21 protein-coding genes are annotated in these 23,819 nt (G+C 41.0%); 19 read left to right on the forward strand and 2 right to left on the reverse strand.

Going from position 1 to position 23,819, the window contains the following annotated elements:
* The first annotated feature begins 108 nt into the window (after positions 1–108).
* From ABMQ40_RS02085 to ABMQ40_RS02145, 13 genes are all read left to right on the forward strand, one after another.
* Positions 109–1,362, forward strand: a complete 1,254-nt coding sequence (locus ABMQ40_RS02085) for a CinA family nicotinamide mononucleotide deamidase-related protein (RefSeq protein WP_370896021.1) — start codon at positions 109–111, stop codon at positions 1,360–1,362.
* A 171-nt stretch (positions 1,363–1,533) separates the two neighbouring features.
* A complete protein-coding gene (locus ABMQ40_RS02090) occupies positions 1,534–3,591 on the forward strand; it encodes a M13 family metallopeptidase (protein WP_370896023.1) in 2,058 nt (685 codons plus the stop codon).
* A 248-nt stretch (positions 3,592–3,839) separates the two neighbouring features.
* Positions 3,840–5,939 (forward strand): M13 family metallopeptidase, encoded by a 2,100-nt coding sequence (locus tag ABMQ40_RS02095; RefSeq protein ID WP_370896025.1) that lies wholly within the window; start codon positions 3,840–3,842, stop codon positions 5,937–5,939.
* Between the two features lie 257 nt (positions 5,940–6,196).
* Positions 6,197–6,643: a hypothetical protein gene (locus ABMQ40_RS02100; protein ID WP_370896027.1), complete on the forward strand. Its 447-nt coding sequence runs from the start codon at positions 6,197–6,199 to the stop codon at positions 6,641–6,643.
* A 21-nt stretch (positions 6,644–6,664) separates the two neighbouring features.
* Positions 6,665–8,026, forward strand: a complete 1,362-nt coding sequence (locus ABMQ40_RS02105) for a DUF5458 family protein (protein WP_370896029.1) — start codon at positions 6,665–6,667, stop codon at positions 8,024–8,026.
* Positions 8,027–8,125: 99 nt separating this feature from the next.
* On the forward strand, positions 8,126–8,572 hold the full coding sequence (locus tag ABMQ40_RS02110) for a hypothetical protein (protein ID WP_370896031.1): 447 nt from the start codon (positions 8,126–8,128) through the stop codon (positions 8,570–8,572).
* A gap of 30 nt (positions 8,573–8,602) precedes the next feature.
* Positions 8,603–9,637, forward strand: coding sequence for an A/G-specific adenine glycosylase (mutY, locus tag ABMQ40_RS02115; RefSeq protein ID WP_370896033.1), 1,035 nt, complete (start codon positions 8,603–8,605; stop codon positions 9,635–9,637).
* A 43-nt stretch (positions 9,638–9,680) separates the two neighbouring features.
* Positions 9,681–10,238 carry a gliding motility lipoprotein GldD gene (gldD, locus tag ABMQ40_RS02120; protein ID WP_370896035.1) on the forward strand — a complete coding sequence of 186 codons (558 nt, stop codon included), beginning with the start codon at positions 9,681–9,683 and terminating at the stop codon, positions 10,236–10,238.
* Between the two features lie 25 nt (positions 10,239–10,263).
* On the forward strand, positions 10,264–11,187 hold the full coding sequence (locus ABMQ40_RS02125; RefSeq protein WP_370896037.1) for a PfkB family carbohydrate kinase: 924 nt from the start codon (positions 10,264–10,266) through the stop codon (positions 11,185–11,187).
* Positions 11,188–11,273: 86 nt separating this feature from the next.
* Positions 11,274–12,641 (forward strand): peptidylprolyl isomerase, encoded by a 1,368-nt coding sequence (locus tag ABMQ40_RS02130; RefSeq protein WP_370896039.1) that lies wholly within the window; start codon positions 11,274–11,276, stop codon positions 12,639–12,641.
* Positions 12,642–12,776: 135 nt separating this feature from the next.
* On the forward strand, positions 12,777–13,724 hold the full coding sequence (locus ABMQ40_RS02135; RefSeq protein ID WP_370896041.1) for an NAD(P)H-dependent flavin oxidoreductase: 948 nt from the start codon (positions 12,777–12,779) through the stop codon (positions 13,722–13,724).
* Positions 13,725–13,735: 11 nt separating this feature from the next.
* Positions 13,736–14,374 carry an alpha/beta fold hydrolase gene (locus ABMQ40_RS02140; protein WP_370896043.1) on the forward strand — a complete coding sequence of 213 codons (639 nt, stop codon included), beginning with the start codon at positions 13,736–13,738 and terminating at the stop codon, positions 14,372–14,374.
* Entirely contained in the window at positions 14,317–14,502 is a 186-nt protein-coding gene (locus ABMQ40_RS02145) for an alpha/beta fold hydrolase (RefSeq protein ID WP_370896045.1), read from the forward strand. Before ABMQ40_RS02140 ends, ABMQ40_RS02145 begins: the two co-directional genes overlap by 58 nt.
* Here the strand turns inward: ABMQ40_RS02145 and ABMQ40_RS02150 are convergent.
* Complete coding sequence (locus tag ABMQ40_RS02150; protein ID WP_370896047.1) at positions 14,497–15,114, reverse strand: HD domain-containing protein; 618 nt, start codon at positions 15,112–15,114, stop codon at positions 14,497–14,499. The genes ABMQ40_RS02145 and ABMQ40_RS02150 overlap by 6 nt on opposite strands.
* Before the next feature lie 26 nt (positions 15,115–15,140).
* Complete coding sequence (locus ABMQ40_RS02155) at positions 15,141–15,440, reverse strand: rhodanese-like domain-containing protein (RefSeq protein WP_370896049.1); 300 nt, start codon at positions 15,438–15,440, stop codon at positions 15,141–15,143.
* 110 nt (positions 15,441–15,550) lie between these two features.
* Here ABMQ40_RS02155 and queG point away from each other — a divergent pair, with 110 nt between their 5' ends.
* The 6 genes from queG (at position 15,551) to ABMQ40_RS02185 (ending at position 23,819) form a co-directional block, all read left to right on the forward strand.
* A complete protein-coding gene (gene queG / locus ABMQ40_RS02160) occupies positions 15,551–16,480 on the forward strand; it encodes a tRNA epoxyqueuosine(34) reductase QueG (RefSeq protein ID WP_370896051.1) in 930 nt (309 codons plus the stop codon).
* A 467-nt stretch (positions 16,481–16,947) separates the two neighbouring features.
* Positions 16,948–17,625, forward strand: coding sequence for a TIGR02117 family protein (locus ABMQ40_RS02165; RefSeq protein WP_370896053.1), 678 nt, complete (start codon positions 16,948–16,950; stop codon positions 17,623–17,625).
* Between the two features lie 17 nt (positions 17,626–17,642).
* Complete coding sequence (locus ABMQ40_RS02170; protein WP_370896055.1) at positions 17,643–18,113, forward strand: SRPBCC family protein; 471 nt, start codon at positions 17,643–17,645, stop codon at positions 18,111–18,113.
* Between the two features lie 54 nt (positions 18,114–18,167).
* Complete coding sequence (locus ABMQ40_RS02175) at positions 18,168–18,830, forward strand: succinate dehydrogenase cytochrome b subunit (protein ID WP_370896057.1); 663 nt, start codon at positions 18,168–18,170, stop codon at positions 18,828–18,830.
* 137 nt (positions 18,831–18,967) lie between these two features.
* Positions 18,968–19,297, forward strand: a complete 330-nt coding sequence (locus ABMQ40_RS02180; protein ID WP_370896059.1) for a DUF6660 family protein — start codon at positions 18,968–18,970, stop codon at positions 19,295–19,297.
* Between the two features lie 157 nt (positions 19,298–19,454).
* Complete coding sequence (locus ABMQ40_RS02185; protein WP_370896061.1) at positions 19,455–23,819, forward strand: CusA/CzcA family heavy metal efflux RND transporter; 4,365 nt, start codon at positions 19,455–19,457, stop codon at positions 23,817–23,819.

A 23,819-nucleotide genomic window follows, 5' to 3' on the forward strand; every position in this document is an offset into this window, starting at 1 on the left:
TTATTCATAATGCATCATCCATAGCGGCATGATATAGAAAAAATCAATTTATATTGCCTGTCAAAGAGAATTTTCCGTCATTTGTATAAGAATTTTTCAAAACTATTTATGGATAAAGCTGTTCTGATCACTATCGGAGATGAAATCCTTTCAGGGAATACCATAGACACCAATTCCAATTTTATTGCAACCGAACTTAAAAACATAGGGATCTCCGTTTCACAGATCTTTACGATCTCTGATGAGGTTGAAACTATTAAGAATACTTTAGGATATGCTTTTGATATAGCAGACCTGGTGATTACAACCGGTGGCCTGGGCCCCACCAGGGATGATAAAACAAAAAAAGCGATTGCCGAATTTTTTAATGATGAAATTGCCCTGGATGAAGCTACTTTCGAGCATCTTAAGAAATATATGGAAAAGCGGGGACGCCTGGAGATCCTGGAAAGAAACCGGGAGCAGGCCTTTGTTCCCCGGAAATCAACAGTTTTCCAGAACCATTACGGTACCGCACCTTGTATGATGATGGAGCAGGATGGGAAATTGTGCTTCAGCCTGCCGGGTGTACCTTATGAAGTAAAGCCTCTGATCAGAGATCAGATTATTCCGTATCTGAAGCAGAAATACAGTCTCAGCCATATCGTCACAAGAATTGTTTCCGTGGTAGGCATCCCTGAAAGCATTCTTGCAGATACCATTGAAGACTGGGAACTTGCCTTGCCGGAGAATCTTGCGTTGTCATACTTGCCCGTCGGTACCCGTGTAAAGCTTAGGCTTACGGCAAAAGGTGAGAATGAAGAATTGCTGAAACAGCAGCTGGAAAAAGAAGTCCTTAAACTGTTTCCGTTGATTGGTGACCGTATTATCGCTACTTCTGAAGATAAGATCGAAAAAATATTGGCTGATATCTTGAACGAGAAAAAAATGACCGTCTCTGTAGCAGAAAGCTGCACAGGGGGAGAGCTGGCCAAAATGATAACTTCCAATCCCGGAAGCTCAAAACATTTTATTGGCGGAATTGTTTCCTATGCCACTGAAAAAAAAGTTGATATTTTAAAAGTGTCCCAGGCCACTATTGATAAATATACTGTTGTAAGCGAACAGGTTGCACAGGAAATGGCAAAAGGCTGTCAGAAATTATTTGACACCAATATTTCATTATCCACGACAGGAGTTGCCGGCCCCGGGAAAGGTGAAGACGGCAAAGAAGTAGGAACAGTTTACTATACCATCAGGATAAATGATAAAGAAGAAACATCTAGACTGTACCTCCCACATCTGGATAGAACTGATTTTATGAATTTTGTGTCTCAGAAAATTATTCAGGACCTGGCAGAGCTACTGATGAGTGATTCATAGGATCTAGTATCAATTTTTGGTTGCCGTAACGTATTGCTCAGAGGTTTAAAAAAAGTATTGAAAAAGAGCAGGTGTGTAAAAAAATAACGGCTTCCTGATATTTGTTTAAATTTATTTGTCTTAAGTAACAAATCAGAAAAAAGAAATACTTATTGTAAAATTGTTATTGTAATGAAAAAATTAACACTTTCTTTGTTTTTATTAGCAGGAGTTTGTTCACAGAATACCGTGATAGCTCAGTCTAAATCAAATAAAACAGCTATGAGCTTAACAGATAAAGGTCTTGACCTTAGCCTAATGGACAAAACAGTTCGTCCACAGGATGATTTTTATAATTATGTGAACGGAACATGGATGAAGACAGCTAAAATTCCGGCGGATAAACCTACCTGGGGTAGCTTCAATAAACTGGCTGAAGATACGGACAATAATTCAATGACCATTCTGAACTCTCTTCTGAAAGATAAATTTGCTGAAGGAAGTGAAGGTAAAAAAATCCAGGATCTGTATGCTACTTACATGAATATGGATAAGAGAAATGCAGATGGTATCAAGCCTATCCAGGATAATTTGAATAAAATTGATGCCATTAAAAACCTTAACGATCTGCAAAATTATCTTATTTCTGTAACTAAAGATGGAGAAAACGTTTTATACGGATGGGGAATAGATGCAGACCTTAAAGATTCTAAAATGAATGCGGTTTACCTCGGTAATGCCTCTTTGGGATTAGGAAGAGACTATTATCAGAAAGTAAACGAAAAAAATACGGAAACACTGGCAGAATACCAGAAGTATGTAGCCTCTATGCTGAAGGAATTAGGATATAAAAATGCTGATGAGGCAGCAAAGGCTATCGTAAACTATGAAAAAAGTATCGTCCAGACTTATCTGACCAACGAACAGATCCGCGATTCCAACCTTCAGTACAACCCTAAAACAATGGCTGAGCTTTCAGCTTTGGTGAAAAATGCTGATATTCCTGCATATTTGAAAAAAGTAGGCGTAAATACGGACAAGGTAATTATCGGGGAGATAAACTATTATAAAAACTTCGATAAGTTGGTAAGCAATGAGAACCTTCCTGTAATCAAGGATTATCTGAAATTCCATATGATCAACGGAAGCGCTTCTTACCTGAGCGAAAAGTTAGGGGATATGAAATTTGCTTTCTATGGTAAATACCTGAGAGGTCAGCAACAGCAGAGAGCGCTTAACAAAAGAGGATATGAGCTGATCAACGGATCCCTGGGAGAAGCTTTCGGTAAGCTCTATGTGGAAAAATATTTTCCGGCAGAAGCTAAAGCACAGATGGTCGAGCTGATCGATTATTTAAAGAAAAGTTTCGCGGAGCATATCAATAACTTGACATGGATGTCTGCCACAACGAAAGAAAAAGCGATGAACAAGCTGAACAAGTTTACTGTGAAAGTAGCTTATCCGGACAAGTGGAAAGACTATTCTAAATTAAATATCATTGCTGAAGCCAAAGGAGGAACTTTATATAAAAACCTTCAGCACATTTCAGAATGGCAATACCAGAGAGATCTGGATAAAATAGGAAAACCGGTGGATAAATCAGAATGGGGAATGACTCCGCAAACGGTAAATGCTTATTATAACCCGGTAAATAATGAGATCGTATTCCCTGCTGCTATCCTTCAGCCGCCTTTCTTCAATCCTAAAGCCGATGCTGCCGTAAACTTCGGAGCTATCGGAGCGGTGATCGGCCATGAAATGAGCCACGGGTTTGATGATTCTGGAGCGCAGTTTGATGCCGACGGAAATTTGGTAGACTGGTGGACTCCTGAAGATAAGGCCAATTTTGAAAAAGCTACAAAAGCATTGGCTTCTCAGTATGACAAATATGAACCTGTAAAAGGAACTTTCGTAAACGGAACATTCACCAACGGGGAGAATATTGCAGACTTAGGAGGGGTGAATATCGCTTATGATGCGTTGCAGATGTATCTGAAAGACCACGGAAATCCTGGCCCTATCAGCGGATATACCCAGGATCAGAGATTCTTCCTGAGCTGGGCAACCGTGTGGAGAACATTATCCAGTGAGAAATATATGATCAACCAGGTGAAAACAGACCCGCATTCCCCGGGATATTTCAGAAGCTTCGGTCCGTTGACAAACGTAGATGCCTTCTATAAAGCCTTTGATGTAAAAGAAGGAGACAAATTATACAAAAGGCCGGAAGAAAGAATCAAAATCTGGTAAATATATAAGCCGTTCAGCAATGAGCGGCTTTTTTATAGTTCGATCAGGCAATAAGTATGTCTGGTCACTGAATCTGTTATCCTTCTCGATACGCTCCACTTCGTTGCACTACTCGAAGTGACAGGCTCCTGTGCTAGCACCATTGGGAGATCACCATCAATTTACTTTTTAAATTAGCGATCATTTATAAACTTATGGATGAATTTTGTATATTTGATAAGTTTGTTTAAAATCAAAAATTATTTTTAATGAAAAAGCTAAATATCGGAATACTTGCCTTTTCAGGTATGGTATTTTTAAATTCGTGTGGTACAGCCAAAACAGCTGATACGGCGCCCAAGCCGGCGGCCGAAGCCACGGCAGCTGTTGCAGAGCCCGTGAAAGAAGTCAAAGAAGAAGGGATCAATTTATCTTATATGGATAAAAGCGTTCGTCCGCAGGATGATTTTTTTAGCTATGTTAACGGAAACTGGGTGAAAACAACCCAAATTCCTTCTGATAAGGCAAGCTGGGGTTCTTTCAATGCATTAAGAGAAAATGTGGATGATGCCTCTCTGGATATTTTAAATAAAATTTTATCTGAAACATACCCCGAGGGATCTGAAGGACAGAAAATTCAAAATCTGTATGCCTCTTTTATGGATACGGCTAAAAGAAATGCCGATGGCCTTAATCCCATCAAAGGAGATCTGGCTAAGATTGACGCAATCAGGAACCTTAACGATCTTCAGAAATACCTGCTGGAAGCTACCAGACTGGGAGATAATTCTTTCTACGGATGGAGAGTGGGAGCAGATATGAAGAACTCCAAAATGAATGCCGTATACCTTGGCGGTCCTGATCTGGGTCTGGGAAGGGATTATTATCAAAAGGTAAATGAAGCGAATACAAAAACCCTGGCTGAATACCAGAACTACGTAGCTAAGCTGTTCGATGTTTTAGGCTATAAAAATTCTGCCCAGACGGCACAGAACGTGGTAGCCTTTGAAAAGCAGCTGGCCAACTATCTATTGACATTGGAGCAAAACAGGGATGCCAATTTAAGATACAATCCTAAAAACGTTTCCGAGCTGTCCGGTCTTGTTAAAAATATCAACCTGGCCCAATATTTAAAAGATGCAGGCGTGAACAGTGATAAGGTGATTATCGGCGAACTGAAGTATTACCAGAATATGGATCAGTTTCTAACCCAGAAAAATCTTCCCCTGTTGAAGGATTACCTGAAATACCATATCATCAACGGTAATGCGAGTAATCTGGATGAGAATCTGGAGCAGATCAGATTTGACTTCTATTCAAAATACCTTCAGGGACAAAAAGAACAGCGTCCGATGAATAAAAGAGGTTTGTCTCTGGTAAACGGGGTACTCGGGGAGGCTTTCGGTAAACTCTATGTTGAAAAATATTTTACTCCGGAAGCTAAACAGCAAATGGAAACCTATATCGATTATATTTTGAAGTCGTTCAAAAACCATATTGCTGATCTGGACTGGATGTCTCCTGAAACTAAGGTAAAAGCCCAGGAAAAACTGTCTAAATTCACTGTAAAGATTGCATATCCGGATAAATGGAAGGATTATTCCAAACTAAAGGTTGAATCACCAAAACAGGGTGCAACATTATATTCCAATCTTCAGAATGTGGCAGCATGGCAATACCAGAGAAGCCTGGACAAAGTAGGAAAGCCGGTTGATAAAACGGAATGGGGAATGACCCCGCAAACCGTGAATGCATATTATAGCGGTTCAAACAATGAAATCGTATTCCCGGCTGCAATTCTCCAGCCGCCTTTCTACAATCCTAAAGCAGATGCTGCTGTAAACTTTGGCGGAATAGGAGCTGTAATCGGGCACGAAATTTCCCACGGATTCGATGATAGCGGCTCACGTTTTGACGGGGATGGTAATCTGAATAACTGGTGGACAGAGAGCGACCGTAAAAATTTTGACGCCAAAGTGGCTCAGCTGGCAGCCCAGTATAACAAGTATGAGCCCGTAAAAGGCAGCTTTGTGAACGGTAAATTTACAAGCGGCGAAAATATCGGGGATCTGGGTGGCGTTGCGGTAGCATATGATGCCCTTCAGATGTACCTTAAAGATCATGGTAACCCGGGACTTATCAGCGGATTTACCCAGGATCAGAGATTCTTCATGAGCTGGGCTACGGTATGGAGAACAAAATCAACCGATCAGTATATGGTAAACCAGGTGAAGATAGACCCGCATTCTCCGGGATATTTCAGGGCGTTTGGGCCGCTGGTAAACCAGGATGCCTTTATGAAAGCATTTGACATCAAGCCGGGAGACAAGCTATATAAAGCTCCCGAGGAAAGAATAAAAATTTGGTAATGGCCAAAAGTTGTTAGAAGGAAACGCATCGGAAAAAACGATGCGTTTTTTATTTATTTTTTTCATAGCTTAGTGACAACATAAAATGGCGGTTTCGGATTGATAGATAGCTATTTAAATTAAATATATCAAGAAAAATCTTAACAAAATTTTGTATGTTACAGTTTTTTTTTAAATTTAAACATTGGATTGGTCACTTGTTTGATGCAGGAAAGAGCAATTCACATCAATATGGTAAATCTCAAAATAATAATAATATGGCAATGTTTAATTATGGTGTTGGCGGAAACGAGGTAAAAGTAGACGCTAATGAAGCTATTCAGGAGATCCAGGAAAATAAAACACTGATAGTAAGCCAGCTTACAACAGATGAACCTTATACCCCTGAAATTGTAACAGGATTAAAGACTGTGGATGATGTCTTCAGATATTTTCAGCCTTCCGTAGCAGTACAGCATGAAACAGAAGATGGAAATATCGTGGAAGAAGAATTCCGTTTTCAAAATCTTGCAGACTTCACCCCAAAAAATCTTACCCAGAATTCAAATTATTTACAGCAGCTTAGTATGGAACAGGAGCAATATAATAAAATTGTCCGCCAGCTGAAAACCAATAAGATTCTGCGTAACATGTTGGAAAATGAGCAGACCAGAGCTGCTTTCGTAGAAGTATTGAAAGAAGTGGCACAAGAACTTGAAAAATAATTAAAGACTTTACATTAGATCATGGATAGTAAATTACAGCCAGCAGAAAACCAGCAACAAGGCCAGCAGCAACATTCGGGACAACCGAAAGGTAATCCGCTTGCCGAGCTCAACAAACTAGGAGGATTCGGCTTTGTTGAATCTGTTGTGGACGGTATCGCCAATATGAATCCTACAAGGAAGGCAAGGAAAGAAATTTTCCTTAATGATACCAATAAAGCCGACGAAAGAAAAGCATTGCTTCAGAAAATCAACCTGTGGGTCAATCTTCTCGAAAGTAACGAATCCGCAGATAAAATGGCGGAAACCTGTAAAAATAAAGCGCAGCAGGCCGACCAGAACCTAAAGAAAAATCTCAAAAATACACTGGATGCCGTTCGCCAGCTGGAAACCAATTACAGAACCGTAGCTCAGTTCTATAAAAACACCGAGCTTGATAAAGTAGATAACGTCAATATTATTAATGCCAGTCTGGAACAGGTTTCAGATCTGGATAATCCTTTGTTTATTGACGCGGTCGCTGAAGAATTCAAGAATTATTACGATCGCCTGGACCTTAGGGACAACTATTCTATACTTGCCATTCCGGGGTATTTAGGCTCAAATAAAGTGGTTGAGAAATGGGCTAAAATCTGTAACGAGAACAAAGTAATGATGGTGACGGATTTTGCAAACCTTGACAAGCCGGATGACGTTGTAGACTTATTCCATTCCGCGAATCTTACAGGTGGCGAATTGCACAGAAGTAATGTGATTATGACCTGCAACTGGCTGGTAGGACGCGGAAAAGCGGAAGAAGTAGGAGAGGAGGAGAATGTGGAGCTTCCACCTTCCACTTCACTGGCAGGAAAAATCCATAAAACACTGATGTCTCAGGTAGCCGCAGGTAAAAAACATGGGAACATTAACGAGGTGGATGCCGTGAAATTTGAACTGAAGAAAAGTGAAATTTCTCAATTGGAAAAAATGGGATTGGTTCCTATGGTCAATGAATATGGTAAAATCATGGCATTCTCAGCAAAAACCTTATTTACCGGAGACAATATCGGGCTTCAGACCTATTCTGTGGTCCGGGTATTCGACTATGTGACCAAAGTTTTGCTGGACTTCCTGAACAGAAGAGCTTTTGAAAACTGGAACGCAAGAAATGAAGACGACCTGAGAAGACAGATCGTTACTTTCCTGGATAGCATCAAAGGACCGGATAAACTTATTGAAAAATTCAAAATTGTCCGTTTCGAACAGGATAAAGTAAATAAAGACAGAGTATGGCTCGACATTCGCCTGACTCCTTATTTTCCTACGAAAAGCTTCGTGATTAAGCTTGACGGACATAAAGGTGACGATGGTAACGAATGGGATGCAGAATATACTCAGGAATAAATAAACCAAATTTTTAACAACTATGAACCGATGCAATTTTACATCGGTTTTTTTTCTACACCAGATCAGATGAGAATTTATATGAACAAACACAGGCTTATGTATTTCTTATTCCTGCTTCTTATCCCGTTAGCGGGTTGTGAAAAAAAGTACCAGAGGCCGGACCATTATAAAATAGATCTTTTTGCCGACGAGCGGCAGGAAGGAAGGGCTTATGTAATGGACAGGAACGAATGCTTCAGCAATAGTGACCTGGTGGTGGCCAGCTCAGATTTACGCCTTACGGACAGCTCTGCCGGACGTGGTAAGCCGGTTTTCATCTATAAGGTAGCTTCCGGGGAGGTACTAAAGACAACCAGGGATTCTGCAGTGGCTTATCCCTTTCAGTTTCTTTCCGGGCACAGGCTGAAATTAAGAAAAGATTCTTCAGTATACATTTACCTTAAAAAGCTGGAAGGCTACCGCTTTATCGCAGAAGAAAAAAAACTTAAATATCAATGGCTGAAAGGCGCACCTCTATATTCGGTTAAAAAAGAAAGTAATTAGTATCTTTGCAGGCATAAATAAGAAGGCTTTTTGGAAAAGAGTAACGGGAATTTAAACTTTCTTCACATAGGTAACCGGCTTCTTGACTGGTATAAAAAACATGCCAGGGATCTGCCCTTCAGGCAGACTAAAGATCCCTATAAGATCTGGATCTGTGAGATCGTTTTCCAGCAAACGAGGATCAGTCAGGGGCTTAGCCATTACAATAACTTTATCAAAAGATTCCCCGATGTAAAGACCCTGGCGGAAGCCGATGAAGATGAGGTTCTGCTATATTGGAAAGGCCTGGGATATTATTCCAGGGCGATCAACATACACAAGGCCGCCCGGCAGATCATGCATGACCATGGCGGTGTTTTTCCTTCCGGCTATGAAGATATCCTGAAATTAAAAGGCGTCGGGAAATATACGGCTGCGGCAATACTCAGTATCTGTTTTGGCGGTAAGACCCCTGCCGTGGATGGAAACTTCTACCGCGTCCTGAGCAGGATTTTTGCTGATGATTTTGATATTTCAGGTTCAGGAGCCTTTACCTATTTCTCAGAGCTGGCCAGGCTGGTGATGCCGGAAAATGTCGGAGATTTCAATCAGGCTATGATGGATCTGGGTTCAGAGATATGCAAGCCAAAAAATCCGCTGTGTCATCAATGTCCTTTACAGGAAGATTGTCTGGCATTTTCTCTGCATAAAACCGCTTTTTTTCCTGTAAAGACTAAAAAAGTAAAAACTGAAGACCTTTATCTTGAGTATTATTTTGTCCATAGGGACGGCAGATTCCTGATCAGGCAAAGAAATGGTGATTTCATATGGAAGAAATTATTTGAATTTCCGTCAGCTATCCCCGGAAAGCTGGAACCGTTTGTGAAAAATATGAAAACCACCGGCCATAAGCTGACGCATAAGAATTTAACCATCGGGATTTATGATGTGGAGGTTACCTCGGAAGAGATCTGGAATGAATTTATCGCTGAAAATCAATACCTCATTACAGATCATGAGCAGTCCAGGGGAAAATCTTTTCCTAAACCTTTGGAAAACTATATCCAAAACTCGCTGAAAGACTGAAATTTGTCTTCCGAAATCTGAATCTTATTTGTACTTTTGCAAAATGATTAAAAACGTCATTTTTATTTTCGTATCCTTACTTCTATTGTCCTGTGGAAAAGATCCCGTGCCCAAGCCTTACGGAGAGCTGCGTCTGGAATATCCCGCACCGAAATACCAGAAATTTGAAAACAACTGTGCTTACACATTCGAATATTCAGACTTTGCCAGGATCACAGATGCTAAAAAGCCATGCTGGTATTATCTGAGTTACCCTAAAATGAAGGCGAAAATCTTTGTGACCTATTATCCCATCAGGAATGATTTCGCAGACCATATCAGAGAAGCCGAGAAAATGGTGTATGAGCATACCATTAAGGCCAGTGCCATAGATACAAAATCCTTTGAATATCCCGATAAAAAAGTGTACGGGAATTTCTATGAATTAAAAGGGCAAAGTGCCTCAAACCTTCAATTTTATGTTACAGACAGTACAAGGCATTTCGTGACTGCCTATCTGTATTTTAATTCAAGACCAAAGCCGGACTCCCTGGCGCCTGCCGTGGATTATATCAAAAAGGATATGAAACATCTGCTCGACACATTTGAATGGAAAAACTAATTTTAAAAAATACTTTGAAAAAAATATGAAACTTTTAGTAGTAGGAAGTGTGGCATTTGATGCGATAGAAACGCCATTTGGAAAAACAGACAAAATTTTGGGAGGCGCAGCCACCTATATCGGGATTGCTTCATCCATTTTAGGCGTAAAATCGGGAATCGTCTCTGTAGTGGGAGGAGACTTTCCACAGGAACACCTGGACATGTTCACCGGCAGGGATGTAAATATAGAAGGAATAGAGATCATAAAAGATGGAAAAACATTCTTTTGGTCAGGAAAATATCATAATGACCTGAATACCAGGGATACTTTGGCTACGGAAGTGAATGTGCTGGAAAATTTTGATCCCAAGATTCCTGATTCAATGCAGGATTCCGAGGTTTTATTATTAGGGAACCTACACCCGGGCGTTCAGCTGTCGGTGCTTGAGAAAATGAATCAGCGTCCCAAACTTGTCATCCTGGATACCATGAATTTCTGGATGAATACCGCCTGGGAAACCCTAATGGAGATGATTTCCAAAACAGATGTGATCACGATTAATGACGAGGAGGCAAGACAGCTATCCGGAGAATACTCACTGGTGAAAGCAGCCAAAAAAATTCATACTATGGGCCCTGAATATGTGATCATTAAAAAAGGAGAACATGGCGCCCTTCTTTTCCATGACAGCAAAGTTTTTGCAATCCCCGCGCTTCCTTTGGAAGAAGTCTTTGATCCAACGGGGGCCGGAGATACCTTTGCCGGAGGATTTGCCGCCTATCTTGTTAAAAAAGGCAGATTCGATTTTGATACAATGAAGTCTGCGCTGATCGTTGGCTCCGCTATGGCTTCCTTCACAGTGGAAAAATTCGGGACAGAAAGGATACAGGAAGTTACAGAATCCGATATGTTCAGCAGATTAAGACAATTTAAAGAATTAACAACTTTTGATGTTGAACTACAGTAACAGATCTTTTTAAGAAATATTTATAATAAAAAATTTAGTGTAATTCATTAAGAATTCTAAATTTGCAACTTGTTTAAAATAGTAAAATGATAAATAGACTAAAAGTCACTTTTCTCTTTGGAATATTCATAATGTTGTTCTCGGGGCAGATAAATGCCCAGATAAAACAGGGAGATCTAGTGGATGGTATTGCAGCTGTAATTGGTGATGAGATTGTTTTGGAATCTGACGTAAATGAGCAGATGAACTATGCCAAACAACAGGGAGCTTCTAACATAAACAAATGTGAGTTTCTGGAAAACCTGCTTAATAACAAGCTTCTTGTTTATGAAGCTAAAAAAGATACCCTTATTGAAAACCGCTCTGCAGCGATCAAGGAACAGGCGGATGCCAAATATTCACAGTTGCTTTCCCAGTTTCCGGACGAAAAAACAATGCTGGCAACCTATAAATTCCGTACTGCTTATGAAATGAAGAATGCTATAGAAAAGATAGATACGGATACATATTACGGACAGGCCAAATATCAGAGAATTACCGAGAAGGCAGACGTTACCCCGAATGAGGTAACAGACTTCTACAATACCTATAAAATGCAGCTGCCGGAAATAAAGGATGAAGTTTCCCTGGCCCAGATCATGGTTTATCCTAAACTTACGGATGCCCATAAAGAAGAGCTTATCAACAAGCTTAAAAAAATCAAGCAGGATATCCTCGGTGGAGAAAGCTTCGAGAGCCAGGCAAGAATTTATTCCGAAGACACAGGGACAGCTCCCAACGGTGGTCTGATGAAAAATATTTCAAAAGGCCAGATGGTAAAACCTTTTGAAGCTGCTGCTCTAAACCTTCAGGAAGGAGAGATCTCCGATCCTGTGGAAACTGAATTCGGGTACCACCTTATTCAGCTGGTGAGAAAGTCAGGGAAGATATATGATGCAAGACACATCCTGTTGATGGCTACCCCTACTGATGAGGAAGTGGCATCAGCCAAAAAGAAGCTGGATAGCATCAGAACACTGATCCTTGACGGGAAAATAAGCTTTAAAGATGCTGCATTCAAGTTCTCGGATGACAAAAGAACCAAATTCAATGCAGGCGTGATCCCCGGGTCGGATGGCTCTAATAAGATCGAAAGAGAAAGTATTCCGGGAACGATTACCTATGAATTGGCAGGATTGAATAAAAATGATATCACAGCCGCTTTTGAAGATCAGGATGAAAGAAAAAGAAAAGTGGTAAAGATCGTGAAAATTGAAGATGTGATCCCTGCACACCAGATTACCCTGGAAACAGACTATGACAGGATAAAAGAGCTTGCTCTTAATAAAAAGAGGAGCGAAATGGTTGAAAAGTTTATCAATAAACAATTGCCAACGACTTTTATATCCATAGACGGACGTTACGATACCTGTCAGCTCAAAGGAAATTGGAAAAAGGAATCCTTAAAAAAATAAACAGAAACCTTCAGTGTCCTGAAGGTTTTTTTATGCAGAAAATTAGCCTTTGAACTTCCCTGGACTCTCTGTTTTTAGTATTTTTACAGCATGAGCAATTTTATTGATTTTAATTCAGCTAAAAAACTTCATGCAATGCAACAAAACCAGAACAGGATTACCCAGTTATTCAATATAAAATATCCGATCATCCAGGCAGGAATGATATGGCATTCCGGATGGAGGCTGGCATCGGCAGTTTCCAATTGCGGAGGCTTGGGTCTGATAGGTGCGGGAAGTATGTATCCCGATATCTTAAGAGAAAATATTCAAAAATGTAAGCAGGCGACGGATAAGCCTTTCGGGGTAAACGTTCCCATGCTGTACCCGAACCTGGATGAAGTGATACAGATTATTCTGGAAGAAGAAGTAAAAATTGTCTTTACATCTGCCGGCAACCCTAAGACCTATACTGAAATGCTTCAGAAAGAAGGGCTGAAAGTCGCTCACGTAGTTTCATCCACCAAATTTGCCATGAAATGTGAAGATGCAGGTGTAGATGCAGTAGTAGCTGAAGGATTTGAAGCCGGAGGACACAACGGAAGAGACGAAACCACTACATTCTGTCTGATCCCCAATGTCAGGAAACATATTTCCAGGCCACTGATTGCGGCCGGAGGAATTGCTTTGGGCTCTCAGATCAAAGCGGCTATGATCCTGGGTGCAGACGGAGTGCAGATAGGCTCCCGCTTTGCAGCGACCGTTGAAGCCAGCGCCCATGAAAACTGGAAAAAGAAAATTACAGAACTTCAGGAGGGTGATACCCATCTTACCTTAAAAGAACTGGCGCCCGTAAGGATGGTAAAAAATAAATTCTTCAGTGAGCTTGAAGAGATCTACAATACGGGGAGGAATACCGAAGCTCTGATAACCGCTTTAGGAAGAGCAAGGGCAAAACGGGGGATGTTTGAAGGCGATATGGAGGAAGGGGAGCTGGAAATAGGCCAGGTTTCGGCCCTGATTGATGAAATTTTACCTGTAGAGACCGTTTTTAATAATTTACTGAAAGAATTTGAAGAAACAAAAATGCCGGCTTTTAATTGAAATATCAGAGAATGGAGGGAAGGATCGTAGAGGTAAATGGAAAAAAACTTTATATAGAATACAGCAATTCGCGGGATAATAGACCGGTGATTATTTTTCTTCATGACTCTTTGGGCTGCGTGCAGCTTTGGAGGGATTTTCCGGCAAAACTTTCGGAGCTCACACAATGTAATACTTTGGTTTATGACCGTTTGGGGTATGGGAAATCTTATCCGATGCCTACCCATAAAAGAGAAAACAATTATATGGAGTGGGAAGCCGATCTGCTGAACGATCTGCTTGATGAGCTGAACATCACTGAAGCCATATTGTTCGGACATAGCGATGGTGGGACCATCGCATTGATCATGGCAGCCAGGCATCCGGGAAAAATAAAGGCCGTGATCTGTGAGGCAGGACATATTTTTGTGGAAAGTATCACGGTGAAAGGGGTCGCAGACGCTTTTAAAGCCTATAAGACCACCAATCTGCCGGAACGTCTGCAAAAATATCACGGTGATAAAGTTGAAATGATCTTCAAAGCATGGACTGAAATCTGGCTGAGTGAAAGGTTTAAAAGCTGGAATATCGAATACCTTCTGGAGAATATTACATGCCCCTTGCTGTTCATTCAGGAGAGGCAGATGAATATGGTACCCTGGATCAGGTAGAAAAAACTCTAAGAGGGGTAAGCGGGTCTGCAGAGAAGTATATTATTCCGGATATCGGGCACACACCTCATAAAGAAGCTCCCGAAGAAGTTTTACGGAGATCGGGAGATTTTGTCAGAAAATTATAAAGAAGCAAGCTCCTGCCTGATATTTTCCCTGGCCTGTTCTTCATACCTGGCCTTGAAATGATCAGTTTTAAAGATGCTTTCGAGTTGCAGAAAATGCCGGAGAACCTTCTTCCTTCCGGGCTTATAGAAGATGTCAGGATATATGGAATACTCTTTCCGTATCTTTTTTGTATAGTCAAAATAGACTGTGGTTTCCTTACCGAGAATTGAAAGATCAGCATCCAAAAGATAATTGGTATCTTCATCATCCGATCTCTGATGCGTTTTTGTCGCGATGATCTGCTGAAAAATCCTGATGACGGAATCCTGGCCCATATTTAATTTTTGCAGCCTTTTTTCTGCTAATCCGGCACTTTCTTCTTCGTTGGAACGGGAAGATGCTTCATAGATGACGTCATGATAAAAGACAGAAAAGCTGATGTCTGTGAAATCCGAGATCTTATCCTTCACCGCATCAAGTTCGGCAAACATATTTTCAAGATGTACCAGATTATGGTAATGCCTCTTTTTCTCAGAATATTTTTTTTCAATTTCAAGCCAAAGACTTTCGGCAAGATTTTCATCTTTCGTAAACAGGAGACAGTTATGGAAAAACCTTTCTTTCAGATTCATCAGATTTTGAATAAAAAAAGGAACTTTTAAAAAGTTCCCTGATTGGCTTCTATTGTCGCTTTCAGTTCTGCCCAGCCACCACCGTTGTATCCTTCCTTCAGGCCCTGGGAATTGAGATATTCCAAAGCCTTGCCGCTTCTGTTTCCGCTTCTGCAGAATAAAATAACAGGCTTTTCAACAGACAGTATCTCATCTTTTCTGTCTTCCACCTCACCTAACGGGATGTTTTTGGCACCATCTATATTTCCGTCCATTTCGAGCTCCATAGGCTCACGAACGTCAATTAATTCATAATTCCCTGATTTTAATACTTCTGCTAGTGACATAGTTTTAAGAATATTTAAGGTTAAAAAATGGATTGATGGATGTATGAAGCATTTCAGGCATCCAAACTTCAACAAATTTATAAAATAATCTTAGTTTTGCAATGTAAATCATGAATTCAAATGCCGAAAAATATTCCCATCTGGTCAAATCCAAAGCAAAAAGTTTTGGATTTCAGAGTTGTGGGATTTCCAGAGCGGATTTTTTGGAAGAAGATGCAAGGCACCTCGAGAGCTGGCTGAAAAGTAATTACCACGGTGAAATGAAATATATGGAGAATCATTTCGATAAGAGGCTTGATCCCCGATTGCTGGTAGAAGGCTCCAAATCAGTGATCTCGCTTTCGTACAATTACTTTCCCGAGGAAAAGATCCCAACTCTGGAGAATTATAAAATCTCCAAATACGCGTATGCTGAAGACTACCATGAGGTGATCAAAGACATCCTTCGTGAAATGGTGGCTGAGCTGCAGGAAGAGATCGGCGAATTTGATTTTCGTGTGTTTGTGGATTCGGCACCGGTTTTGGAAAGAAGCTGGGCCCGGAAATCAGGAATAGGATGGGTGGGGAAAAATGCCAATCTGATAACCAGGCAAAACGGTTCCTTTTATTTTTTAGCCGAAATCATCTGCGATCTGGACCTTATTCCTGATCATGAAACCACAGATCATTGCGGAACATGCCGCAAATGCATTGATGCATGTCCGACTGATGCCATTGTTTCTGAAAAAATCGTCGATGGCAGCAAATGTATTTCGTATGCAACCATAGAGCTGAAAACCGAAATTCCGGACTATTTCAAGGATAAAATGGAAGACTGGATGTTTGGCTGTGATATTTGCCAGGATGTATGCCCGTGGAACAGGTTTTCGGTACCCCACCGGCAAAGCAGGTTCAAGCCTAATGAGTCTCTCAGGAATTTTAAAAAAGGGGAGTGGCGGGAGCTTACGCAGGAGCTGTTTTCTGAAGTTTTCAGAAAATCTCCTGTAAAAAGGGCTAAATTTGAAGGTCTGAAACGGAATATCAGGTTTCTCGAAGATTAGTAGCCATACTTCAAAACAGCAGGCCTGCCGTTCCTGTTGATAATATGGTCTTTACTTGTTCTGACAATAGAAAGAGATCAGTACAATAATATAGATATGATTTTAAATAAGGTTTGGATTTTTTGGAGACCATCCCTCCTTCGGAATTTTTATGTTCCAAATTAAAAGAGGATAACCGACCATTCCTTAAATTTGATTTAAGGAGGTTTAAGATTCTTAGTGTAAGATGTCTGAAGTATCTAAAAAAAAAGATTTTCAGGAGATCAGTCTCTCAGAAAATCAATATTTTTTTTGTACTCTTTTTGGAGCTACTTTTACTCTTACTTTGAACCTTTTTTGTGATTTGCTGTTTTTACGCATATTATATCAATATTTCGTAATTAAATTTACATAAAAATCTGATAAAAACAAATATTTTTGTTGTAAAGTCTTATTAAATTTTATTAATTTTAATCAAAAGCATAAGTGTGAAAAAAATGCTGATCTTTCTCCTTAAAATCTTAGGAATTATTGCCGGAGTTATTGTCTTATATGTAATGCTGGGCTTTTTGCTGCCTTTTATCGAAATACCTGCTAAAGATGACGGCCAAAAGAAAGAGATCCCCATATACATATTTACCAACGGAGTTCATACAGATATTGTAATGCCGGTAAAAAATGACCTGCAGGACTGGAGCGTCAAAATCCCGTTTGCTAATACCCGGTCCCAAAGAACAAACTATAAATATGTGGGTATAGGATGGGGTGATAAAGGCTTTTATCTCGATACGCCCACCTGGGCGGATTTAAAGTTTTTAACAGCCTTTAAGGCGGCATTCTGGCTGAGTGATTCAGCGATGCACTGCACTTATTATGATGAAATGAAAGAGGGAACTGACTGCATTAAAATAATGATCAGTAAAGAACAATACAGAAAGCTGGTCCGCTTTGTGGAAAATAAATTCGACAGGGATCCAAACGGTGATTTCATCCTGATTCCTACCAATGCCGTATATGGTAATGATGATGCCTTTTATGATGCCAAAGGGAAGTACAATTTTCTGTATACCTGCAATACGTGGACTAATGACGCATTGAAAGCCGCAGGACAGAAGGCCGCATTCTGGACACCTTCAGACTACGGAATATTTTTGCATTACCGGTAAGCCGGATCCATCTGATCATGAGACACAGACTTTTTCGTGAACAACAGCTGAACTGTAATATAGACACTGCATGGAGCTTTTTTTCTTCGGCAGATCACCTTTCTGAAATTACTCCGGAAGACATGAATCTTACTATGCTATCGCAGTCCGGAGATGGTAGAATCTATGAAGGAATGATCATTGACTACCATATTTCCCCGTTATTCGGCATCAGAATGAGATGGCAGACGGAAATCACCAGGATAGTATTCCGGAAAAGCTTTACGGACCTTCAGAAAAAAGGGCCTTATAAATTATGGAACCACCACCATGAGTTCATTGAAAATGAGCAAGGTATTTTGATGAAAGATACTGTAGACTATGAGTTACCCCTGAGCTTTTTGGGGGAAATGGCCCACCGTCTTTTGGTTGAAAAAAAGCTGGAACATCTTTTCGATTACCGGTATAAGATTCTGGAAGAAAAGTTCAACGGAAAATTTCAAAAATAATGTCCAGAAATAAAAGTTCGATTGTTATCAGGCAGATACTGTTAACAATCGAATATGGCAAAACAATTCCTGAACTCATCAATTATCAGGAAGGTCGCAATGGGGCTTTCCGGCTTTTTCCTGATCACTTTCCTTACCCTGCATGTTTCACTCAACCTTACTTCGGTGATAGATGAAGACCTTTTCAACAGGGTTTCACATTTTATGGGTTACAACCCTCTCGTGCAATATATCGGTCAGCCGATACTGATCTTCGGAGTGGTATTCCATTTTATCATGGGCTTTGTACTGGAAATCCAGAACCGCAGGGCGAGACCTGTACGTTATGCCTATAATGCCGGTTCAGCCAACAGTTCCTGGAGCTCGAGGAATATGATCATTTCCGGTGCGGTGATCCTGGCTTATTTCTGCCTGCACTGGTATGATTTCTGGTTTCGGGAGCTTAATTATAAATTTATTGAAATGCAGGTGCCTGATGAGACACGGTATTACAGGGAGCTGGTTCATAAATTTCAAAACCCTGTGCGTACCTTTTTGTACTGCTGCGCTTTTGTATTATTGGGGTTTCATCTGCGGCACGGGTTCTGTTCCTCAATGCAGTCGGTGGGTTTTAATAATAAGTATGCAAGAGCAATGGCCGGATTCGGGAAATACTTTGCCATTGCAGTCCCGGCATGTTTTATTTTCATCGCTTTATTTCATCATTTTATCCGTTAGATGGGCCCGGTTTAAATCAGCTCAGCTGATAAGAAGAATTGGATTTCTGAAAAGTAATTAACATTATGGTGAATTATTTTAACTTTTTTTAAGGCTAAAAATCAGTTACATTTGAAGAAAATTTATACTTTTGTCAGGTGAACGTTCTGAGACTGTTATTGACAATTTATTTTATGGTGCTATCAATAGTACCATGCAGTGACGTTTATGCGCAGGCTCCGGATGTCAGCAGGAACTTAAGTATCACCACTGTTGGATCTGAAAATCACTCCAAAGATAAAAGTGATATCTGCTCACCTTTATGTACCTGTAACTGCTGCCAGATTACAGTGATCTCTTTCAGGGTTGAACCGGTTATTACCTTTCCTTTTCAGACTTCTGATCATTATTCCAAAAAAATTCTTTTTCAAAAAAACGACTTCGCTTATCTGGTTTATGACCAGATATGGCAACCGCCTAAGATTTAATTTTTATTGATTTTAATGAAAGGTTTTCCTTTCATTAACCCGGTCATGGACATTGCAATTTCATTGCATTGTACTCTTTTTCATTTTTGCCCGTCTGCTGAAGATCAGATTGTACTGATATGTACAGCAAATTGGGTTCAATAAAAATTAAATTTCAATGTTAGATAGAATCATAAGATTTAGTATCAAAAATAAGGTCGTCATAGGTATTATGACGTTAATACTAATTATTTGGGGAGTCTGGAGCGCAACCAGGCTGCCAATTGATGCAGTACCTGACATCACCAACAATCAGGTGCAGATTATTACGGTGTGCCCTACACTTGCCGGCCAGGAAGTGGAACAGCTGGTAACCTTTCCTATTGAGCAAAGTATTGCCAATGTTCCGGATATAGAAGAAACAAGAAGTATTTCAAGGTTTGGACTCTCAGTGATCACTGTGGTTTTCAAGGAAGATGTTGACATTTACTTTGCCCGTCAGCTGATCAGTGAACAGCTGAAACAGGCTGTGGAAGAAATTCCGAAAGGAGTGGGAACTCCTGAGCTGGCACCTGTGAGCACCGGGTTGGGAGAAGTGTACCAGTATATTCTCCATCCTAAAAAAGGAAGCGAGAACAAATATAGCAGCAAGGAATTAAGAACAATGCAGGACTGGATTGTCCGCAGGCAGCTTAACGGCACTCCCGGTGTTGCGGAGATCAACAGTTTCGGCGGTGAGCTGAAACAATATGAAGTAGCCATCAATCCCGACCGGCTTAAAGCTATGGGAGTAAGCATTACCGATATTTTTACCGCTCTGGAAAAAAATAACCAGAATACAGGAGGAGCCTATATAGATAAAAAGCCGAACGCGTATTTCATCAGAGGAATAGGCATTGTAACTTCCCTGGACGATGTGAAAAATATTGCCGTTAAAGATAAAACCGGTAGCGTTCCTATTTTTATCAAAGATGTTGCAGATGTCCGCCTGGGGCATGCCGTACGTTACGGTGCCATGACGTATAATGGAAAAGTAGATGCTGTGGGAGGAGTGGTAATGATGCTGAAAGGCGCCAACAGCAATGAAGTGGTAAACAGGATCAAGGAAAAGATCCCGACAATCCAGAAATCGCTTCCCGACGATGTGGTGATTGAGCCCTTCCTTGACAGGACCGATCTGGTGGGCAGGGCTATCAAAACCGTAGAAAAAAACCTTATAGAGGGAGCCTTGATTGTAATTTTCGTCCTGGTCCTGTTTCTTGGGAATCTCCGGGCCGGCCTGATCGTGGCGTCTGCCATTCCGCTTTCACTGCTGTTTGCGTTGGGAATGATGAATGTCTTTGGAGTAAGTGCAAACCTGATGAGTTTAGGAGCAATTGATTTCGGTCTGATTGTTGACGGGGCTGTGATCATAGTTGAAGCAACACTTCACCACCTGGGCATAAGGAAAAGTGCATCTGTGCTTACGCAGGCTGAAATGGATGAGGAGGTCTTCCTTTCTGCTTCTAAAATCAGGAATAGCGCGGCTTTTGGTGAGATCATCATCCTGATAGTATATATCCCTATTCTCACCCTGGTAGGTGTGGAAGGCAAAATGTTTACCCCTATGGCGAAAACAGTTGGGTTTGCCATATTGGGAGCGTTAATTCTGTCTCTCACCTATATCCCCATGATGAGCGCTTTGTTTCTTTCCAAAAAAATATCCCATGAAGAAACCTTTTCTGATAAAATGATGCACAGGCTCCAGGAAATTTACCGTCCATTGCTGGAAAAGGCCCTGAAGATCAAATATTGGCTGGTAGGAGGTACTCTGGCCTTATTTGCGGTTTCTGTATTGATATTCAGCAGGATGGGAGGAGAGTTTATCCCTCAGCTACAGGAAGGAGACTATGCTTTCCACTGTATCCTGCCTCAGGGAAGCTCGCTAAGCCAAAGCATAGAAACCTCCATGCAGGCTTCAAGGCTTATCAAGCAATTCGATGAAGTAAAAATGGTCGTTGGCAAAACCGGGGCTGCGGAAGTCCCTACAGACCCTATGCCACCTGAAGCAACGGACTTAATTGTAGTGCTGAAGCCGCAAAGCGAATGGAAGACCAAAAAAACATATAATGAACTGGCTGATGAGATCTCTGAAAAACTGGAAACCATCCCCGGGGTATTCTTTGAGAAAAACCAGCCTATCCAGATGCGTTTCAATGAGCTGATGACGGGTATCAGACAGGATGTGGCAGTAAAGATCTTTGGGGAGAACCTGGATTCTCTTGCGATCTATGCAGATAAAGTATCTAAGGTGATCCAATCCGTTGATGGGGTCACTTCCCCGCAGATAGAAAGAGTAAGCGGACTTCCCCAGATTAATGTGGAATATGACAGGGTACGAATGGCTAATTATGGCTTGAACATTCAGGATGTAAATGATGCTGTAAGTACTGCATTTGCAGGCCAGGCAGCCGGCCAGGTTTTTGAAAATGAAAGGCGGTTTGACCTGGTGGTGCGTTTGGACAGCCTTCATAGAACCAATATTGATGATGTCAATAACCTGATGATAACGACCAGCTCAGGCATACAGGTTCCGCTTTCACAGGTGGCTAACGTCAGCTATAAGCTTGGCCCGGCCCAAATCAGCCGTGAAGAAGGGAAAAGAAGAATTGTTATTGGTTTTAACGTTAAAAACCGTGATGTGCAAAGTGTAGTGAAGGAGATTCAGCAGAAGCTGGATCAGCAAATAAAATTGCCTTCCGGCTATTATTTTACTTACGGGGGGCAGTTCGAGAATCTGCAGGCAGCCAGTAAAAGGCTGATGATAGCAGTTCCGGTCTCATTATTCCTGATCTTCATGTTGCTGTATTTTACTTTCAATTCATTCAAACAGGCGGCATTGATATTTACGGCAATCCCGATGAGTGCCATCGGAGGTATATTGGCTTTGCTGCTTAGGGGAATGCCTTTCAGTATAAGTGCCGGAATAGGATTTATTGCATTATTCGGAGTAGCTGTTCTCAATGGTATTGTTCTGATAAGCACCTTTAATCAGTTGGAAAAAGAAGGCGAAACCAATATCCTTAAAAGGGTGATGGAAGGAACCAAAACCAGGTTAAGGCCGGTTCTGATGACGGCAACAGTGGCTTCACTGGGATTTTTACCTATGGCCATTTCAATGGGTGCCGGTGCGGAAGTTCAGAAACCTTTGGCAACCGTTGTGATCGGAGGACTGATAAGTGCTACTTTTCTTACATTATTTGTACTACCTATGCTATACCTCATTTTTAATACTAAGGTAAGGTGGAACCGCTTTAAAGGGAAACCGCTGGTTACCACTGTTGTTTTAGGTCTGATGATGGCCGCACCGGCCCTTAAAGCACAAAATACACAGATGCTGACCGTAGAAGAAGCCACCCGGATGGCCTTAAGTAACAATGACCTTATAAAATCCAGGGAGTTGGATGTCAAAGTATCGGAGGCCCTTAAGCCTGCGGCTAAAGAATTACCGAAAATGAATATCGATGCACAGCTGGGGCAATATAACAGCCGTAAATTTGATCAGTCATTTTCAATTTCACAGAGCATTCCTTTTCCAACCTTATTCAAAGCACGAAAGGAATTAATAAATGAGGAAATCAAAGGTAAGCAGATCAGCCGGGAGGTCTCAGCCAATGAACTGGCAAAACAGGTGAGAACCTATTATTATCAGATAGAATATTTACAGTATAACGAGTCCAAATTAAAAGACCTCGACAGTCTTTATCGGGATTTTATCAGGATAGCAACAGTAAGGTTTAAAGCGGGAGATATCAAAAAGGTTGAGATCAGCACTGCAGAAACCCAGCAAGGAGAAATCAATTTGCTGCTGAAACAGAACGAGGTATATCTGGATAATGCATATAAAAATCTGAAAACTTTATTAAATACATCAGAGCCTATTCGGATCCCACAGAAAACAAACTATCTGCCACTGAAAATTGATGATGTACTTGACAGTACCTCGGTGGCTAACCACCCAACAGTGAAAGCATTCTACCAGGAAATGGAAATCGCAGAAAAAAACAAAAATGTTGAGAAATCCATGGGACTTCCCGAGTTTACCCTGGGATATGCCAATCAGTCCTTGATCGGGTTTCAGACGGTGAACGGGCAGGAAAAATATTTTGGTAGTGGCAACAGGTTTCATTACGGAAACATAGGAATAGCCATTCCTCTTACCTTTGGAGCGACAAAAGCAAAGATCCAGTCCTGGGAATACCAGAGGCAGATGGCCGAATCCAATGCAAAATTACAGCAAAAGCAGCTGGAGGCGCAGCTGGAGAATGCGCTTAGCCAGTATCGGCAAAATCTGAAGCAATACGATTATTATGTAAGCCAGGCGCTTCCGAATGCTGAAAAAATAGCCAAAGCAGGGCAGCTGGGCTATAAAACGGGAGACATTTCCTATGTGGAATACCTTTTTGCTTTGCAGACCGCTACCAATATTCAGTTAAAATACCTGCAATCTATCCAGCAGGTTAACGAATCTGTCATCACCATCAATTCAATAATCAATAAATAA

The sequence above is a fragment of the Chryseobacterium gossypii genome (assembly GCF_041361455.1).
GTDB classification, from domain to species: Bacteria; Bacteroidota; Bacteroidia; order Flavobacteriales; family Weeksellaceae; genus Chryseobacterium; species Chryseobacterium gossypii.

Coding starts and splice junctions, on each gene's coding strand:
- ABMQ40_RS02085 (WP_370896021.1), top strand. CDS start 109: ATGGATAAAGCTGTTCTGATCACTATCGGAGATGAAATCCTTTCAGGG.
- ABMQ40_RS02170 (WP_370896055.1), top strand. CDS start 17,643: ATGAGACACAGACTTTTTCGTGAACAACAGCTGAACTGTAATATAGAC.
- ABMQ40_RS02110 (WP_370896031.1), top strand. CDS start 8,126: ATGTATTTCTTATTCCTGCTTCTTATCCCGTTAGCGGGTTGTGAAAAA.
- ABMQ40_RS02090 (WP_370896023.1), top strand. CDS start 1,534: ATGAAAAAATTAACACTTTCTTTGTTTTTATTAGCAGGAGTTTGTTCA.
- ABMQ40_RS02175 (WP_370896057.1), top strand. CDS start 18,168: ATGGCAAAACAATTCCTGAACTCATCAATTATCAGGAAGGTCGCAATG.
- ABMQ40_RS02095 (WP_370896025.1), top strand. CDS start 3,840: ATGAAAAAGCTAAATATCGGAATACTTGCCTTTTCAGGTATGGTATTT.
- ABMQ40_RS02135 (WP_370896041.1), top strand. CDS start 12,777: ATGCAACAAAACCAGAACAGGATTACCCAGTTATTCAATATAAAATAT.
- ABMQ40_RS02105 (WP_370896029.1), top strand. CDS start 6,665: ATGGATAGTAAATTACAGCCAGCAGAAAACCAGCAACAAGGCCAGCAG.
- queG (WP_370896051.1), top strand. CDS start 15,551: ATGAATTCAAATGCCGAAAAATATTCCCATCTGGTCAAATCCAAAGCA.
- ABMQ40_RS02155 (WP_370896049.1), bottom strand. CDS start 15,440: ATGTCACTAGCAGAAGTATTAAAATCAGGGAATTATGAATTAATTGAC.
- ABMQ40_RS02100 (WP_370896027.1), top strand. CDS start 6,197: ATGGCAATGTTTAATTATGGTGTTGGCGGAAACGAGGTAAAAGTAGAC.
- ABMQ40_RS02140 (WP_370896043.1), top strand. CDS start 13,736: ATGGAGGGAAGGATCGTAGAGGTAAATGGAAAAAAACTTTATATAGAA.
- ABMQ40_RS02130 (WP_370896039.1), top strand. CDS start 11,274: ATGATAAATAGACTAAAAGTCACTTTTCTCTTTGGAATATTCATAATG.
- gldD (WP_370896035.1), top strand. CDS start 9,681: ATGATTAAAAACGTCATTTTTATTTTCGTATCCTTACTTCTATTGTCC.
- ABMQ40_RS02145 (WP_370896045.1), top strand. CDS start 14,317: ATGCCCCTTGCTGTTCATTCAGGAGAGGCAGATGAATATGGTACCCTG.
- ABMQ40_RS02150 (WP_370896047.1), bottom strand. CDS start 15,114: ATGAATCTGAAAGAAAGGTTTTTCCATAACTGTCTCCTGTTTACGAAA.
- ABMQ40_RS02185 (WP_370896061.1), top strand. CDS start 19,455: ATGTTAGATAGAATCATAAGATTTAGTATCAAAAATAAGGTCGTCATA.
- ABMQ40_RS02125 (WP_370896037.1), top strand. CDS start 10,264: ATGAAACTTTTAGTAGTAGGAAGTGTGGCATTTGATGCGATAGAAACG.